Origin of the sequence: Microbacterium marinum (genome assembly GCF_014204835.1) — a bacterium.
In the GTDB taxonomy this organism is placed as follows: Bacteria; Actinomycetota; Actinomycetes; order Actinomycetales; family Microbacteriaceae; genus Microbacterium; species Microbacterium marinum.
On record NZ_JACHMD010000001.1, the window covers coordinates 2,467,077 to 2,481,471 of the forward strand.

Genomic DNA, 14,395 nt, shown 5'->3' on the forward strand with positions numbered 1-14,395 from the left:
CTGGGTGCTTCGGAAGAATGGCGCGCTCAGGTCACCTCAGGCGGTCCGGGAGATGAACGCCCGGCGACGAACGCGTGCTCTACCGGTGTCGGTCAGAGGCCGAGGGCGTGCCCAAGTTCCTGCGTGCGCGCGACGAGGGCGGCGCGCTGCTCCGCGACGCGCACCGGGGCTGTGCCACCGGCACCCGTCCGGCTGGCCACGGAACCCTCGATCGTGAGCACCTCGCGTACCGCCGGGTCGAGATACGGCGAGACCTCCGCGAGCAGCGCGTCGTCGGCATCCTCGAGACCGATCCCTCGTGACTCGCACGCCTGGACGAGCGCACCGGACACCTCGTGCGCCTCCCGGAAGGGAACGCCGCGCTTGACCAGCCACTCGGCCACGTCCGTGGCGAGGGAGAAGCCCTCGGGGGCGAGCACCGCCATCCGTTCCGTGTCGAAGCGGAGCGTCGCGATCATCCCGGCGAAGGCGGGCAGCACCGTCTCCAGCGTGAGCACCGAGTCGAAGACGGGCTCCTTGTCCTCCTGCAGGTCGCGGTTGTAGGCCAGCGGGAGCGCCTTCAGCGTGGCGAGGAGTCCGGCGAGGTTGCCGACGAGCCGGCCCGCCTTGCCGCGCGCGAGCTCGGCGATGTCGGGGTTCTTCTTCTGCGGCATGATGCTCGACCCGGTCGAGTATCCGTCGTCGAGACGCACGAACGAGAACTCCCGCGTGTTCCAGATGATGATGTCCTCGGCGAAGCGGGAGATGTCGACGCCGATCATCGCGGCGATGAACGCGAACTCGGCGACGACATCGCGGGCGGACGTGCCGTCGATGGAGTTCTCGGCGGGCCGTGCGAGGCCCAGCTCCGCGGCGACCAGGTCGGGGTCGAGCCCCAGGGTCGCCCCGGCCAGCGCTCCGCCGCCGTAGGGCGACACCGAGGCACGCGCGCTCCAGTCGCGCAGGCGCTCGAGGTCGCGCACCAGCGGCCACGCGTGCGCCTGCAGGTGATGGGCGAGGAGTACCGGCTGGGCGTGCTGCAGGTGGGTGCGCCCGGGCATGATCGCCTCGGCGTGAGCGTCGGACTGCGCGACGATCGCATCGATCACCCGAAGCAGATCGCGGGCGATGACCCGCGCGTGGTCGAGCAGGTACATCCGCACGAGGGTGGCGATCTGATCGTTTCGGCTGCGTCCGGCGCGCAGCTTGCCGCCCAGCTCGGCGCCCACCTCGGCGATGAGCGCAGCCTCCAGGGCGCCGTGGACGTCCTCATCCCCCGGCTGGGCGACGAGGGTGCCATCCTGCACCGCGGCACCGAGCGCGTCGAGCCCCCGATGCATCCGCGATTCCTCGTCCGCGGTGAGGTAACCCGCCGCGGCCAGGGCGCGGGCGTGCGCGTGCGATCCGGCGAGGTCGTAGGCGGCGAGCGCCCAGTCGAAATGCGTCGAACGGCTCAACGCGACGAGCTCCGGAGAGGGGCCGGAAGCGAACCGCCCGCCCCACAGCGCGCCCTGATTCGTTGCCTCGCTCTTGCTGTCGCTCACGTGTCCACCCTATCCGCGGCATCCCGCTGTCTTTCCGGCACGACCGCCCGCGCCAGACGCGCGAGCAGCCACTCGAGCGGCCCCTGGCCGATGATGGATGCCCAGGCCGTGCAGGCGAGGACCGCCCCCGCGACGAACCACCAGAACGGCTGAAGATCCCGGAAGGCGTAGAGGTCACCCGTGTCGCCGAGGAGCAGCGCGGCGGCGATCGCCCAGGCGACGATCTGTCCGACGTAGGCGGTGAGCGGCATCGACCCGACCGCGCGCAGCGGCGCGAGCAGCCAGGTGAGCGGCGTCCGGCACAGCAGCAGGCATGCCCCCGTCACCGCGAGGGCAACTCCGGCGGATCCCACAGCATCGAGGATTCCGCTGCTGTGCGGGGAGGCGCTCCACACCGCGTCGAGGTAGGGGGCGTCGACGAGCACCGCGGATGCGGAGATCACGCTCGCCGCGATCGCTGCGGTGACGGCGACGGCGACGCCGCCGGCCAGCAGGAGGACCTGCATCGTGGGACGTCGGAGGTCGGACCTGCCGATGGCCATTCCCAGGAGGACGAACCCGATCCAGAGCGGGAAGGGGTAGGCCCAGCCGAGGAGCAGGAAGACCGTCTCACCGCTGTCGGATTCCCACACCGGCAGCAGATCGATCGCAGGGAGGAACCACGGGACGCCGACGAGGATCGCCGCGGCGATCGCCCACAGGATGCCAGGACGCACCCGCAGCGCCGGGAGCGCGAGGACGAACAGAATCGCGTAGGCGGGGAGGATCACGTAGACGGGGACACCCGTGGCGATCAGCGCGGCGCCGATGATCCAGAGCGCCGCCGCCCGAACGGCGATCCGCCGCCTCGTCGTCGCCAGGCGCCCCGATTCCTGCCCACGGATGCCGCCGGAGACGAGCGCGAGCGACACCCCGGCAAGCACGGCGAAGAGGACGGACGATCGACCGTTGACGAGGTCGATCCACGTCTCCGGCCTGCCGAGCTCGAACGACTCGTCGATGGTGATCAGGTGCGCGGCGAGCATCCCGAGCACCGCGAGCGCACGGGCGAGGTCGATGCCGTGCAGCCGGGCGGGGCCGTTCCAGCTCCGCCAGGCCTGCGTCACTGCTGCCGGAGCAGCCACACCAGGAGCGCTTTCTGCGCGTGCAGCCGGTTCTCCGCCTCGTCCCAGACGACGCTCTGCGGCCCGTCGATGACCTCGGCGTCGACCTCGTAACCGCGATCGGCGGGGAGGCAGTGGATGAACACGGCGTCGTCCTGGGCGAGACCCATGATGTCGCGGGTCACCTTGTACGCGCCGAGGTCCCGCAGACGCGCGAGCTTCTCCTCCTCCTTGCCCATCGACACCCACGTGTCGGTGGCGATCACGTCGGCACCGACGGCGGCCTCGTTCGGATCGGTGTAGAGCGTGAGGGAGCCCCCGGTCGAGGCCGCGATGCGGTCCGCATCGGCGACGACGTCCTCCCGCGGCGCGTACGCCTCGGGAGAGGCGATCCGCACGTGCATGCCCGCGGTGACCCCGGCCAGGGCGTACGAGTGACCCATGTTCGACTTGCCGTCGCCGAAGAAGGTGAGCGTGAGTCCCGCGAGCTCGCCCTTGTGCTCACGGATTGTGAGCAGGTCGGCCAGGAGCTGGCAGGGGTGGAAGTCGTCGCTCAGTGCGTTGACGACGGGCACGCGCGTTCCGGCGGCCATCTCCTCGAGCCCCGACTGTGCGTAGGTGCGCCAGACGATCGCCGCGACCTGCCGCTCGAGGACGCGAGCCGTGTCAGACGGGGTCTCTTTGCCGCCCAGCTGGCTGTTGGCCGTGGAGATGATCAGCGGGGAGCCGCCGAGGTCGGCGATGCCCACCGCGAAGGAGACACGCGTCCGCGTGGAGGACTTGTCGAAGATGACCGCCACCGTCTGGGGACCGGCGAGGGGCTTCTGGGCCCAGCGGTCGCGCTTGAGCTCGAGTGCGAGGTCGAGGATCTCGCTCTGCTCGGCGGGGGTCAGGTCGTCGTCGCGCAGCAGGTGCCGGGTCATGCGGGGGCCTCCGTGGAGTGGTGGGCGGTGGGTGCGTCCAGCAGCAGGGCGTCCTCGACGGTGGCGAGGGCCTTGGCGAACAGTGTCTCGAACTCGTCGATCTCGACGTCGCCGATGGTGAGGGCGGGCGCGAGCCGGATCGTCGAGTCATTGGCGGCGTTGATGATGAGTCCGTGCTGCTGCGCTGCCGCGACGACCGCGCCGGCGACGGGGTGGTGGAGGGCGATCCCGATGAGCAGCCCCTGCCCGCGGCATCCCTCGACCAAGGGCGAGCCGATCCGGTCGACGACGCCACGGATCTGCGCACCGCGGTCGCGCGCGGCCTCGACGAGGCCCGCGCGCTCGATCTCGTCGAGCACCGCCGAGGCGACCGCCGTCGCGAGCGGGTTCCCGCCGAACGTCGATCCGTGCGTGCCGGGGTAGAAGAGCTCGCTGGCGGCACCGAAGGTGACGAGAGCGCCGATGGGGATGCCGTTGCCGATCCCCTTCGCGACGGTGATGGCATCGGGGGTGATCCCGGCGTGCTGGAACGCGAACCAGGCACCGGTGCGGCCGGCGCCGGTCTGGATCTCGTCGACGATCAGCAGGGCGCCGTGCCGCGCGGTGATCTCCCGCGCCGCCTGCAGATAGCCCTCGGGCAGCTCGAGCACGCCCGCCTCGCCCTTGATGGGCTCGACGAAAAGGGCGGCGACGCGATCGTCGATCGCAGCTTCCAACGCGGCCACCGTCGTGTCGAGGAACTCCACACCCGGCACCATCGGCTGGAACGGCTCCTGCATGGCGGGCTTGCCGGTGAGTGCCAGCGTCCCCATCGTGCGTCCGTGGAACGCCTGCTTGAGGGCGAGGACCCGAGGCCGATCCGCGCCGCCGTGCAGACGCGCGAGCTTGAAGGCCGCTTCGTTGGCCTCCGCGCCAGAGTTCCCGAAGTAGACGCGGCCGGCATCCCCCGTGCCCGCGAGCCGCTTGAGCCGGGCCGCAAGACCCAGCTGGGGCGGGGTCGCGAAGTAATTGGACACGTGCCCGAGCGTCGCGGCCTGGTCGGCCACCGCCTGCACGAAGACCGGGTGCGCGTGCCCGAGTGAGACGACGGCGATCCCGCCGAGGAAGTCAAGGTAGCGGGTGCCCTCGTCGTCCCAGAGGTAGGCTCCCTCGCCGCGGGTGAGCAGCGCGTACCGCTCGCCCGCGTTCAGGACGAGGTCGCGTGCGGCATCGTCCTTCCAGCTCGTCGCGATCACTCCTGCTGCGCCGCTCACTGCGCCACCACCTCTGTTCCGATTCCCTCTGCCGTGAAAAGTTCGACCAGCACCGAGTGGGGCTGGCGTCCGTCGATGATCGCCGCGCGATCGACGCCGCCGTCGACCGCATCGAGGCACGCCTGCATCTTCGGGATCATGCCCGACTCGAGCGACGGGAGCATGTCCCGCAGCTCCCCCGCCGTGAGGTGGGAGACGAGCGAGTCCCGGTTCGGCCAGTCGGCGTAGAGACCCGCGACGTCGGTGAGGATGACGAGCTTGGTCGCGCCCAGTGCGACGGCGAGCGCCGCGGCCGCGGCATCCGCGTTCACGTTCAACGATTGCCCGGGCGCGTCAGCATCCGGGGCGATCGACGAGATGACCGGCACCCGATCGGCCGCGAGATGGTCGAGGACCGCCTGTGGATCGACGCCGACGACATCTCCGACATGCCCGAGGTCGTGCTCGGCGCCGTCGACGACCACGCCGCGACGGCGACCGCGGAACAGCCCCGCATCCTCTCCCGACAGGCCCGTCGCGAACGAGCCGTGCGCGTTGATCCGCGAGACGAGCTGGGGGTTGATCTGTCCCGTGAGCACCATCCGCACGACGCCGATGGCCTCGGTGCTCGTGACGCGGTAGCCGCCCTTGAACTCGCTCTCGATGTCGAGCCGATCGAGCATCTTCGAGATCTGCGGCCCGCCGCCGTGGACGACGACCGGCTTCACCCCGACGTGATGAAGGTAGGCGATGTCCTCCGCGAACGCGGTCTGGAGCTCTTCGCTGACCATGGCGTTGCCGCCGTACTTGATGACCACGATCTGATCGCGGAAGCGCTTGAGCCAGGGCAGGGACTCGACGAGCACCGCCGCCTTGCCGGCGGCTTCTTCCGGAGTGGTCTGCTGCAGATCGGTCATGACGAATAGGCGCTGTTCTCGTGGACGTAGTCGTGGGTCAGGTCGTTGGTGAGGATGGTCGCCGCCGCGTCGCCGACGCGCAGGTCGATGAGGATGTGGGTGCGACGCGGGGTCAGGTCGACCTCCTCGCGAGGGCGGTCGGGGCCTCCGGCTGTGCAGACACGGACCCCGTTGAAGGACACGTCCACGTCGTATGGGTCGAAGGCGGCATCCGTCGTGCCGATGGCGGCGAGGACGCGACCCCAGTTGGGATCGTTGCCGAAGATCGCCGCCTTGAAGAGGTTGTTGCGTGCGACCGACCGCCCGACGACGACGGCGTCCTCCTCGGATGCCGCGCCGACCACCTCGATGGCGATGTCATGGCTCGCGCCTTCGGCATCGCCTTGCAGCTGCTCGGCGAGGTCTCGGCAGACGTCGGCCAGGGCCTGCGCGAAGGCGTCCCCCTCCGGACGGATGCCGCTCGCGCCGCTGGCCAGCAGGGTCACCTGGTCGTTCGTCGACATGCAGCCGTCGGAGTCGAGCCTGTCGAAGCTCACCCGCGTCGCCGCGCGCAGGGCCGTGTCGGCCTCGGCCGCCGTCAGGTCGGCGTCGGTGGTCACGACGACGAGCATGGTGGCCAGGCCCGGCGCGAGCATGCCGGCCCCCTTCGCCATGCCGCCCACCGTCCAGCCGTCGCGGGTGATCGCGGCGGTCTTGGGTCGTGAGTCGGTGGTCATGATGGCGAGGGATGCCGCCTCGCCGCCCGCCGTGGAGAGCTCGGCGATCCCCTTCGCGACGCCGTCGAGCACCTTGGCGCGGAAGACCTCGTCTCCGGTGCCGATGAGTCCGGTGGAGCAGACGATGACGTCGCCCGCGCCCGCCCCGAGCAGCTCAGCTGCCTTCTCTGCGGTCTGGTGCGTGGTCTGGAATCCGAACGAGCCGGTGAAGCAGTTCGCGCCGCCGGAGTTCAGGACGACCGCTTCGACAATGCCGTCAGAGATGGCCTGCTGCGACCAGATGATGGGGTTCGCTTTGGCCCGGTTCGAGGTGAACACGGCCGCGCCGACCTTCTTCGGCCCACGGTTCACGACGACGGCAACGTCGTTCGCGCCGGTGGACTTGAGCCCCACGGCGACGCCGGCCGCTTCGAATCCCTGCGCTGCGGTCACACTCACGGCGCGACTCCGTTCACACTCAGGCCCGTGGTCTCGGCGAGACCCAGGGCGATGTTCATCGACTGGATGGCGGCACCGGCGGTGCCCTTCACGAGGTTGTCGACCGCCGCCACGACGACGACGCGGTTCGCGGCGCGGTCGATCGCCAGCCCCAGCAGCGCCGTGTTGGCACCCAGGACGTCGGCGGTTCGGGGGAACCGACCCTCGGGCAGCAGGTGGACGAACGGCTCGTCGGCGTAGGCCGATTCCCACGCGTCCCGGATCTGCGCGTCCGAGACCCCCTCCGCGATGGGCGCCGTCGAGGTGGCGAGGATGCCGCGCGCCATCGGCACGAGCACCGGCGTGAAGGAGATGCGCGGGGGCACCGGGGCACCGGCATCCGTGAGGGCCTGCTGGATCTCGGGGATGTGCCGGTGCGAACCGCCGACGGCATACGGGTTCGCGCTGCCGAGGGTCTCGGACGCGAGCAGGTTCGTCTTCAGGCTCTTCCCCGCGCCGGAGGGGCCGACGGCCAGGACGCTGACAATGTCGTCGGCGTCGATGACTCCCGCGGCGATCCCAGGCGCCAAGCTGAGGGCGACAGTGGACGCGTTGCACCCCGGCGCCGCGATGCGACGCGCGCCGACGAGCGATTCTCGCTGCTTGCGACCCTCCCCGACGATGAGCTCGGGCACGCCGTAGGCCCACGGCTCCGGGAACTCTCCACCGTAGAACGCGTCCCAGGACGCCTTCGAGCGGAGGCGGTGATCGGCACCGGCGTCGATCACCAGCGGCGTGCTCGTGAGCTGCTCGGTGTACTGCGCGGACTGCCCGTGCGGCAGAGCGAGGAAGACGACATCATGACCGGCGAGCACGTCGGGCGTCGTGTCCTGCAGCGTCAGGTGACCCAGCGACCGGAGGTGCGGCTGGTGGTCGATGAGCGGCTGACCCGCGTTGGAGTGCGCGGTGACGGTGCGGATCTCGACATCGGGGTGGGCGGCGAGGAGGCGGAGGATTTCGCCACCCGCATAGCCGGAAGCGCCGGAGACGGCGACCGAGAAGGTCATGGATTCAACCTTATTGTCTGAAGGGAACGGGCCGGAGACGGCGACACCTTCGGCTCGACCCGCGGAGTGCGGGGAGCGCGGAGGGTCGCCTAGCGTCGGCGGTCGCCCAGACGTCGGCGCGCGCGCGAAACCGCGGAAGCGGTGACGGGAGCGGCCGAAGACATGCCGCCACCCTAGCCCCGCCGATCGCGTGACCGCAAAACGGCGGCCGCACGTGACGGCGTCAGCGCTCCTCGGCCCGCCACTGTTCGATGAGCGCGAGCTCATCGGCGCGGTCGAGGCCCGCGCCGCGGGAACGCGACACGCCCCGGTCACGCTCGTCGGCCAGGGTGCGCCCGATCGTTTCGACGAGGGAGCGGATGCCGCCGCCGGCGGCGCGGTAGGCGGCACCGTCCCGCGTTGCGAATCCCGGCATGTCGCCCGGCAGCCACACCGGCAGTGAGCGGGGACCCGACCAGTGCGCGACGCCGTGGCGGCTCAGCCACTCGTCGGGGACGACGACGACGTCGCCACGATGCCCCGCGGCTTCGCGCACCAGCGTGAGGAGATCCGCGAGGGGAAGCGAGGCGCCGACGGCGTTGACGACGCCGTCGAAACCGCGGGCGCCGGCCGAGACCACGTAGTCGGCGAGGTCGTCCACGTCGATCACCTGCGCCATCGCTCCCGGCGCCGCCGGCACGAGCACCGGCTCGGCCCCCGCAGCCGCAAAGCGAGCGGGCCAGTATCCGAATCGATCCGTCGGGTCGCCGGGCCCCACGATGAGTCCAGCGCGAACGATCGACACGCCCGCAGCGAAAGCCCGGGCGGACCGCTCGCACGCGGCCTTCGCTCGCGCGTAGTCGGACTCCTCCCCCGGCTCCCAGGGGACAGCCAGGTCGGCCGTCTCATCGGCACCAACTTCGTCGGAGGCGGCATAGACGGAGACGCTCGAGATGTACGTCGCGTGCGCCGCGCGCCCGCCGAGAGCCTCGGACGCGGCGGCCACGGCGACCGGATCGGAGGACACGTCCACGACCTCGTCCCAGTCTTGGGACGCGACGTCCGCGTAGGCGCCGGCCGTCGACCGGTCGGCGACGACCAGGTCGGCGCCCGTCGGCGCGGGACTCGTCCCCCGCGCGAGACACGTGACCTCGGCTCCGCGTTCGAGCCACTGCTGAGCGACACGGGAACTGAGCCAACCGGTTCCGCCGAGGATGAGGACGCGAGTCATCTCTTCATCCCACCAAACCGCTTCGCCCACCGACAGTCCGTTCCGCTGGTGGCGCACCCGTGTCGGGGACGCAGGACATACTGGCGGCATGCTCACGACGCTCGCCGTGTCCGGTTACCGTTCTCTCCGCGACGTCGTCGTCCCTCTCGGGCCGCTGACGATCGTCACCGGGCCGAACGGTTCGGGGAAGTCGAACCTGTACCGCGCGCTGCGCCTGCTCGCCTCCTCCGCGCGCGGCGAACTCGTCGGCGCCGTCGCCCGAGAGGGTGGACTGTCGTCGCTGCTGTGGGCGGGACCCGAGAACGGCGGCGGGCAGGGAACCGTGCGCACCCGGCCCATCGCCGTGAGGCTCGGGTTCGCCTCCGACGAACTCGGATACCTCGTCGATCTCGGCATCCCTCAGACCGCGGGGAACAGTCCGTTCGCGCGCGACCCCGAGATCAAACGCGAGCAGGTGTTCGCCGGCGCCCTGGCGAAACCGGCGACGCTGCTCATCGACCGCACCCGCGCCCACACCCGCGTACGTGACGGATCGTGGACCGATCTCGCTCAGACCCTCGCGCCCTTCGAGAGCATCGTGACCGATCTCGCCGATGGGGACACCGCCCCCGAACTGCTCGGCATCCGACGCGTCATGAACGGATGGCGCTTCTACGACCACTTCCGCGTCGACGCCGACGCCCCTGCCCGCCGCCCCCAGATCGGCACCCGCTCACAGCTGCTCGCCGACGACGGCGCGAACCTCGCAGCGGTGTGGGCCACCATCATCGATGCCGGCTTCGGCCACGAGCTCGACCGCGCCGTCGACCTCGCCTTCCCGGGCAGCCGTGCGCGGGTGGAGGGCGGCGACGGTCTCTTCCGCCTCACGCTGACCCAACCCGGTCTCCTGCGCCCCCTCGACACCTCCGAGCTCTCCGACGGAACGCTGCGCTACCTGCTGCTGTGTGCAGCGCTCCTGCCGGCCCGACCCGCTCCCCTCGTCGTGCTCAACGAGCCCGAGTCGAGTCTGCACGTCAGTCTCCTCGAACCGCTCGCGGAGCTCGTCCGGACGGCATCCAGCCGCACGCAGGTCGTGCTCGTCTCGCACGCCGGCAGACTCGTCGACGGGTTCGACGATGCCGAACGCGTCGAACTCCGAAAGACCCTCGACGGCACGGTCGTCGAGGGTCAGGGCTTCATGTCCGTGCCGGCGTGGAACTGGGGGAACCGCTGACCACGGGCCTCAGCTGAAGGAGATCAGCGACAGTCCGCCGGTGATGACCAGCACGATGCACGCGACCACGAACCCGCAGATCGTGACCGCCCGGAAGGCCGCCACGCCACGGTGCCCGGCCGGCGCCGCCAGGGCGGCGACGCCCGCGACGAAGAACGCGATGGCCATAACGAAGAACCAGATTCCGATGGTGCCGTAGTAGGAGTTCAAGGCCCACGCGCCCGGGAAGAAAACGGCCGCTTGCGGGAACATGAAGGAGAGGAGGTTCAGATTCGCCACGTAGCCGACGACGCTGGCCACGATCGTCGCGACGTTGAATCCGACCAGAACCCGGATGAACGGCGTGATCCTCGGGACGCGACGCGGGCCCGCCGGGGCCGCGTCGATCGTGGTCTCCAGGGTGCTCATAGCCGAACGGTACTCCCGAACGTGGCCGAGGCGCTGTCCCCTCTTCTGGGGACAGCGCCGCGGCCAGGCACGGGTTGTGGCGGTCAGTCGCGGATGGTGGCGCCGAACCGGCTCGCCGCGGCGTCGACGCCGGCGAGCTTCGCTTCGGTCGCCTCTGCGGCGGTGAGCGTGCGGTCGTCCGCGCGGAAGCGGAGCGCGAAGGTGAGGCTCTTGCGGCCTTCCTCGATGCCGGCGCCCCGGTAGTCGTCGACGAGACGCGCCTCTTCGAGCAGGCTTCCGGCTCCCTCGACCAGCGCGAGCTTCACCTCGCCGGCCGGGACGTCGGAGGGCACCACGAGCGACACATCCTGCGTCGCGGCGGGGAAGGTCGACAGGGACGCCGCCGCTTCCGGCGCGGCGACGAGCGCGAGGACGGCGTCGAGGTCGAGTTCGACCACGAACACGCGTCCGTGCAGGTCGGCGGCCGCTGAGACCGCGGGGAGGAGCTCCCCGACGTACCCGACCTCGACACCGCGGACTCGGAGCGAGCCGGCGCGGCCGGGGTGCAGCGCTGCCCGCTGGGTCTGGACGACGTCGATTCCGACACCGGCCGCGACGGCGATCGCGCGAACGGCACCGAGGGCGTCGCTCAGGTCGTATGGAACGGCCGCGAGGCCCGACTGCTTGGGAGAAGCGTGCCCGTGGAGCAGGACGGCGACGTGGCGCGGCTGCGGGGGGATCGCGGCATCCAGTGAGGCGAGCGTGTCATCGCTCGGACGCTGCGCGAGCGGCGGAACCGTGTCGGTGCCGTAGGTCACACCCGGCTCGGGCGCGAAGACCGATCCCGTCTCGAAGAGCGCGAGGTCGGTGAAGCCGCGCGACACGTTGCGGTGTGCGATCTGCAGGAGGCCGGGCAGCAACGAACGGCGCAGGAACGGCGCCTGGCCGTCGAGCGGGTTCGCGAGCTTCACCGAGGGCAGGTGCTCCCCCGAGGGCGAGCCGTGAAGGTCGTTCTGGGCCTCGGTCGTGAACGGGAACGCGACAGCCTCGACGAAGCCCGCGGCGGCCAGGGCGTTCGCGACGCGGCGACGGCCGCGCTGGGCGGCGGTGAGCCCGCGGCCGGACGGCGGGGTCGGCAGGATCGATGGGATGCGGTCGAGTCCGTGGATGCGCGCGACCTCTTCGGTCAGCGTCCACTTGTCGGTGAGGTCGGGGCGCCAGGACGGCGGGATGACCTCCCAGGCGTCGCCTGAGTCGGTCACCTCGCATCCGATGGTCTCGAGGGCGCCGGTGACCTCGGCGTCGGTGTACTCGACGCCGATGAGCTGGGAGGCGAACGCCTTCGGCAGCGCGATCTGCGGGATGAACACCTCGGCGAACAGCGCGCCGCCGGTGGTCACATCGAGCGTGCCGCCGGCGAGCTCGACCATGAGGTCGGCGACACGGCGAGCGGCGACGAACGGGATGAGCGGGTCGACACCGCGCTCGAAGCGGCGTGATGCCTCACTGGGCAGCTTGTGCCGGCGCGCGGTGCGCGCAATCGACACGGTGTCGAAGATCGCCGCCTCGATGAGGACGTTGCGCGTGGCATCCCCCATCTCGGTCTTGCCGCCACCCATCACGCCCGCGAGGCCGATGGGACCCGACTCGTCGGTGATGAGGAGGTCTTCGGCGCTGAGCGTGCGCTCCTTGCCGTCGAGCGTGATGAGCTTCTCCCCCTCGCCCGCACGGCGCACGGTGATTCCGCCGGCGAGCGTGTCGAGGTCGTACCCGTGGATCGGGTTGCCGAGCTCGAGCATCACGTAGTTGGTGATGTCGATGAGGATGCCGAGCGAGCGGATGCCGGCGAGCGTGAGCCGCGCGGTCATCCAGGGCGGCGTCGGGCGGCTCGGGTCGACATCGCGGACGATGCGCACGACGAACTCGCTCGCCCCCACATTGCCGTGGATCGGGGCGGCGTCGTCCACCGTGACGGCGAAGCCGCCGGTCGGCTGCTCGAGTTCCTCGAAGGGACGCAGGCCGGGGTCGCGGAACGCGCCGCCGGTGGCGTGCGCGTACTCGCGCGCCGCGCCGCGGAGCGAGAGCGCGTAACCGCGGTCGGGCGTGACGTTGATGTCGACGGCGACGTCGTCGAGGCCGAGGAGCGCGATGGCGTCGGTGCCGACCTCGGGGTCGAGGCCGAGTTCGGTCAGGCGGAGGATGCCGGAGTGCTCGTCGCCGAGGCCGAGCTCTTTCGCGGAGGCGATCATGCCGTCCGAGACGTGGCCGTAGGTCTTGCGGGCGGCGATCGGGAACGGGCCGGGCAGCACGGCTCCGGGGAGCGTCACGACGACCTTGTCGCCCTCGAAGAAGTTGCCGGCACCGCAGACGATGCCGCGGAGGCCGCCGTTCGTCTCGCCCACGTCGACCTGACACCAGCGGATCGTCTTGCCGTTGGACTGCGGTTCGGGCTCGAACGAGACGACCCTGCCGACGACGATGGGACCGGTCAGGTCGAACGCGTGCACGTCCTCCTCTTCGAAGCCGACGGAGACGAAGGAGGCGAGGACGTCCTCGGGAGTCGCGTCGGGCGCGACCTCGACGTACTCACGCAACCAGGAGAGCGGGACGCGCATCAGACCACCATTCCGAACTGCTCGCTGAAGCGGACATCGCCTTCGGCCATGTCGCGCATGTCCTGGACGTCGGAGCGGAACATCAGGGTCCGCTCGATGCCCATGCCGAAGGCGAAGCCCGAGTACACCTCGGGGTCGATGCCCGCGGCGCGGAGGACGTTGGGGTTCACCATGCCGCAGCCGCCCCACTCGATCCAGCGCGCACCACCGGGGAAGGTGGGGTGCCAGAGGTCGAGTTCGGCGGAGGGCTCGGTGAACGGGAAGTAGTTGGTGCGGAACCGCGTCTTCGCTTCGGCCCCGAAGAGCACCTTGGCGGCGTGGTCGAGCGTGCCCTTGAGGTTCGCCATCGTGATGCCCTTATCGATCACGAGGCCCTCGAACTGCGTGAACGCGGGCAGGTGCGTCGCGTCGAACTCGTCGGTGCGGTACACGCGGCCGGGGCAGAGGATGTAGATCGGCACCTCGCGCTCGAGCATCGAGCGCACCTGGACGGGGCTCGTGTGCGTGCGCATCACGAGGTGACGCGCGACCGGGTCGACTAAGAAGGTGTCCTGCATCTGACGCGCGGGGTGATCCGGCGCGAAGTTGAGCGCGTCGAAGTTGAACCACTCGTGCTCGAGCTCGGGGCCCTCGGCGATCTCCCAGCCCATCCCGACGAACAGGTCGGCGATCTCCTCCTGGAGAAGCGAGATCGGATGCCGCGCACCCACGCGCGTCCGCGGTGCGAGCGCCGTGATGTCCACGCGCTCCGCCTCGAGCTTCGCGGCGGTCTCGGCCTCGGCGAGCTCGGTCTCACGCGCCGCGAGCGCCTGGTTCACGCGGCCACGAGCCTGGCCGACGAGCTTGCCGAATGCCGCCTTCTGATCGTTCGGGACGTTGCGCAGCTGTGCGTTCAGGCGTGCCAGGGGCGAGCCTTCCGCCGTGTGCGCGTTGCGTGCGGCCTTGAGCTCAGCGGTATCGGATGCCGCGGCGAAGGCTGCGAGGGCTTCGGCGACGGCGGCATCCACCGCGTCGGCGGTGATCTCTACGGGATCGTTCGAGGGTGCGTCAGACACGAGAGACGAGTCTACCG

Annotated in this window: 12 protein-coding genes; 1 reads left to right on the top strand and 11 read right to left on the bottom strand. The window is 70.7% G+C overall.

The genetic code is table 11. The annotated features are described in order from the left end of the window. Positions 1–92 precede the first annotated feature (92 nt). The 8 genes from argH to BKA24_RS12165 form a co-directional block, all read right to left on the bottom strand. Positions 93–1,523, bottom strand: a complete 1,431-nt coding sequence (gene argH / locus BKA24_RS12130) for an argininosuccinate lyase (RefSeq protein WP_184218514.1) — start codon at positions 1,521–1,523, stop codon at positions 93–95. Next, positions 1,520–2,647: a heparan-alpha-glucosaminide N-acetyltransferase domain-containing protein gene (locus BKA24_RS12135; protein WP_343066116.1), complete on the bottom strand. Its 1,128-nt coding sequence runs from the start codon at positions 2,645–2,647 to the stop codon at positions 1,520–1,522. Before BKA24_RS12135 ends, argH begins: the two co-directional genes overlap by 4 nt. Next, complete coding sequence (gene argF, locus BKA24_RS12140) at positions 2,626–3,549, bottom strand: ornithine carbamoyltransferase (protein ID WP_184218517.1); 924 nt, start codon at positions 3,547–3,549, stop codon at positions 2,626–2,628. The genes BKA24_RS12135 and argF overlap by 22 nt, the downstream gene beginning before the upstream one ends. Continuing rightward, positions 3,546–4,802, bottom strand: a complete 1,257-nt coding sequence (locus tag BKA24_RS12145) for an acetylornithine transaminase (RefSeq protein ID WP_343066117.1) — start codon at positions 4,800–4,802, stop codon at positions 3,546–3,548. Before BKA24_RS12145 ends, argF begins: the two co-directional genes overlap by 4 nt. Next, on the bottom strand, positions 4,799–5,698 hold the full coding sequence (gene argB / locus BKA24_RS12150; protein ID WP_184218520.1) for an acetylglutamate kinase: 900 nt from the start codon (positions 5,696–5,698) through the stop codon (positions 4,799–4,801). The genes BKA24_RS12145 and argB overlap by 4 nt, the downstream gene beginning before the upstream one ends. Beyond that, positions 5,695–6,852, bottom strand: a complete 1,158-nt coding sequence (argJ, locus tag BKA24_RS12155; RefSeq protein ID WP_184218523.1) for a bifunctional glutamate N-acetyltransferase/amino-acid acetyltransferase ArgJ — start codon at positions 6,850–6,852, stop codon at positions 5,695–5,697. The genes argB and argJ overlap by 4 nt, the downstream gene beginning before the upstream one ends. Then, on the bottom strand, positions 6,849–7,898 hold the full coding sequence (argC, locus tag BKA24_RS12160) for an N-acetyl-gamma-glutamyl-phosphate reductase (RefSeq protein WP_184218526.1): 1,050 nt from the start codon (positions 7,896–7,898) through the stop codon (positions 6,849–6,851). Before argC ends, argJ begins: the two co-directional genes overlap by 4 nt. A gap of 223 nt (positions 7,899–8,121) precedes the next feature. Next, a complete protein-coding gene (locus BKA24_RS12165) occupies positions 8,122–9,108 on the bottom strand; it encodes an NAD-dependent epimerase/dehydratase family protein (protein WP_184218529.1) in 987 nt (328 codons plus the stop codon). Positions 9,109–9,196: 88 nt separating this feature from the next. Between BKA24_RS12165 and BKA24_RS12170 the strand changes: the two genes are divergently transcribed. After that, positions 9,197–10,321 (top strand): AAA family ATPase, encoded by a 1,125-nt coding sequence (locus BKA24_RS12170; RefSeq protein WP_184218530.1) that lies wholly within the window; start codon positions 9,197–9,199, stop codon positions 10,319–10,321. Between the two features lie 9 nt (positions 10,322–10,330). Here the strand turns inward: BKA24_RS12170 and BKA24_RS12175 are convergent, their stop codons facing one another. The 3 genes from BKA24_RS12175 to pheS all read right to left on the bottom strand — a co-directional run bounded on the left by BKA24_RS12175 (position 10,331) and on the right by pheS (position 14,378). Further along, positions 10,331–10,729 carry a hypothetical protein gene (locus BKA24_RS12175; protein ID WP_184218532.1) on the bottom strand — a complete coding sequence of 133 codons (399 nt, stop codon included), beginning with the start codon at positions 10,727–10,729 and terminating at the stop codon, positions 10,331–10,333. Between the two features lie 83 nt (positions 10,730–10,812). Beyond that, entirely contained in the window at positions 10,813–13,323 is a 2,511-nt protein-coding gene (pheT, locus tag BKA24_RS12180; RefSeq protein ID WP_184218534.1) for a phenylalanine--tRNA ligase subunit beta, read from the bottom strand. Beyond that, positions 13,323–14,378 (bottom strand): phenylalanine--tRNA ligase subunit alpha, encoded by a 1,056-nt coding sequence (pheS, locus tag BKA24_RS12185; RefSeq protein ID WP_184218536.1) that lies wholly within the window; start codon positions 14,376–14,378, stop codon positions 13,323–13,325. The genes pheT and pheS overlap by 1 nt, the downstream gene beginning before the upstream one ends. Between the last annotated feature and the right edge of the window lie 17 nt (positions 14,379–14,395).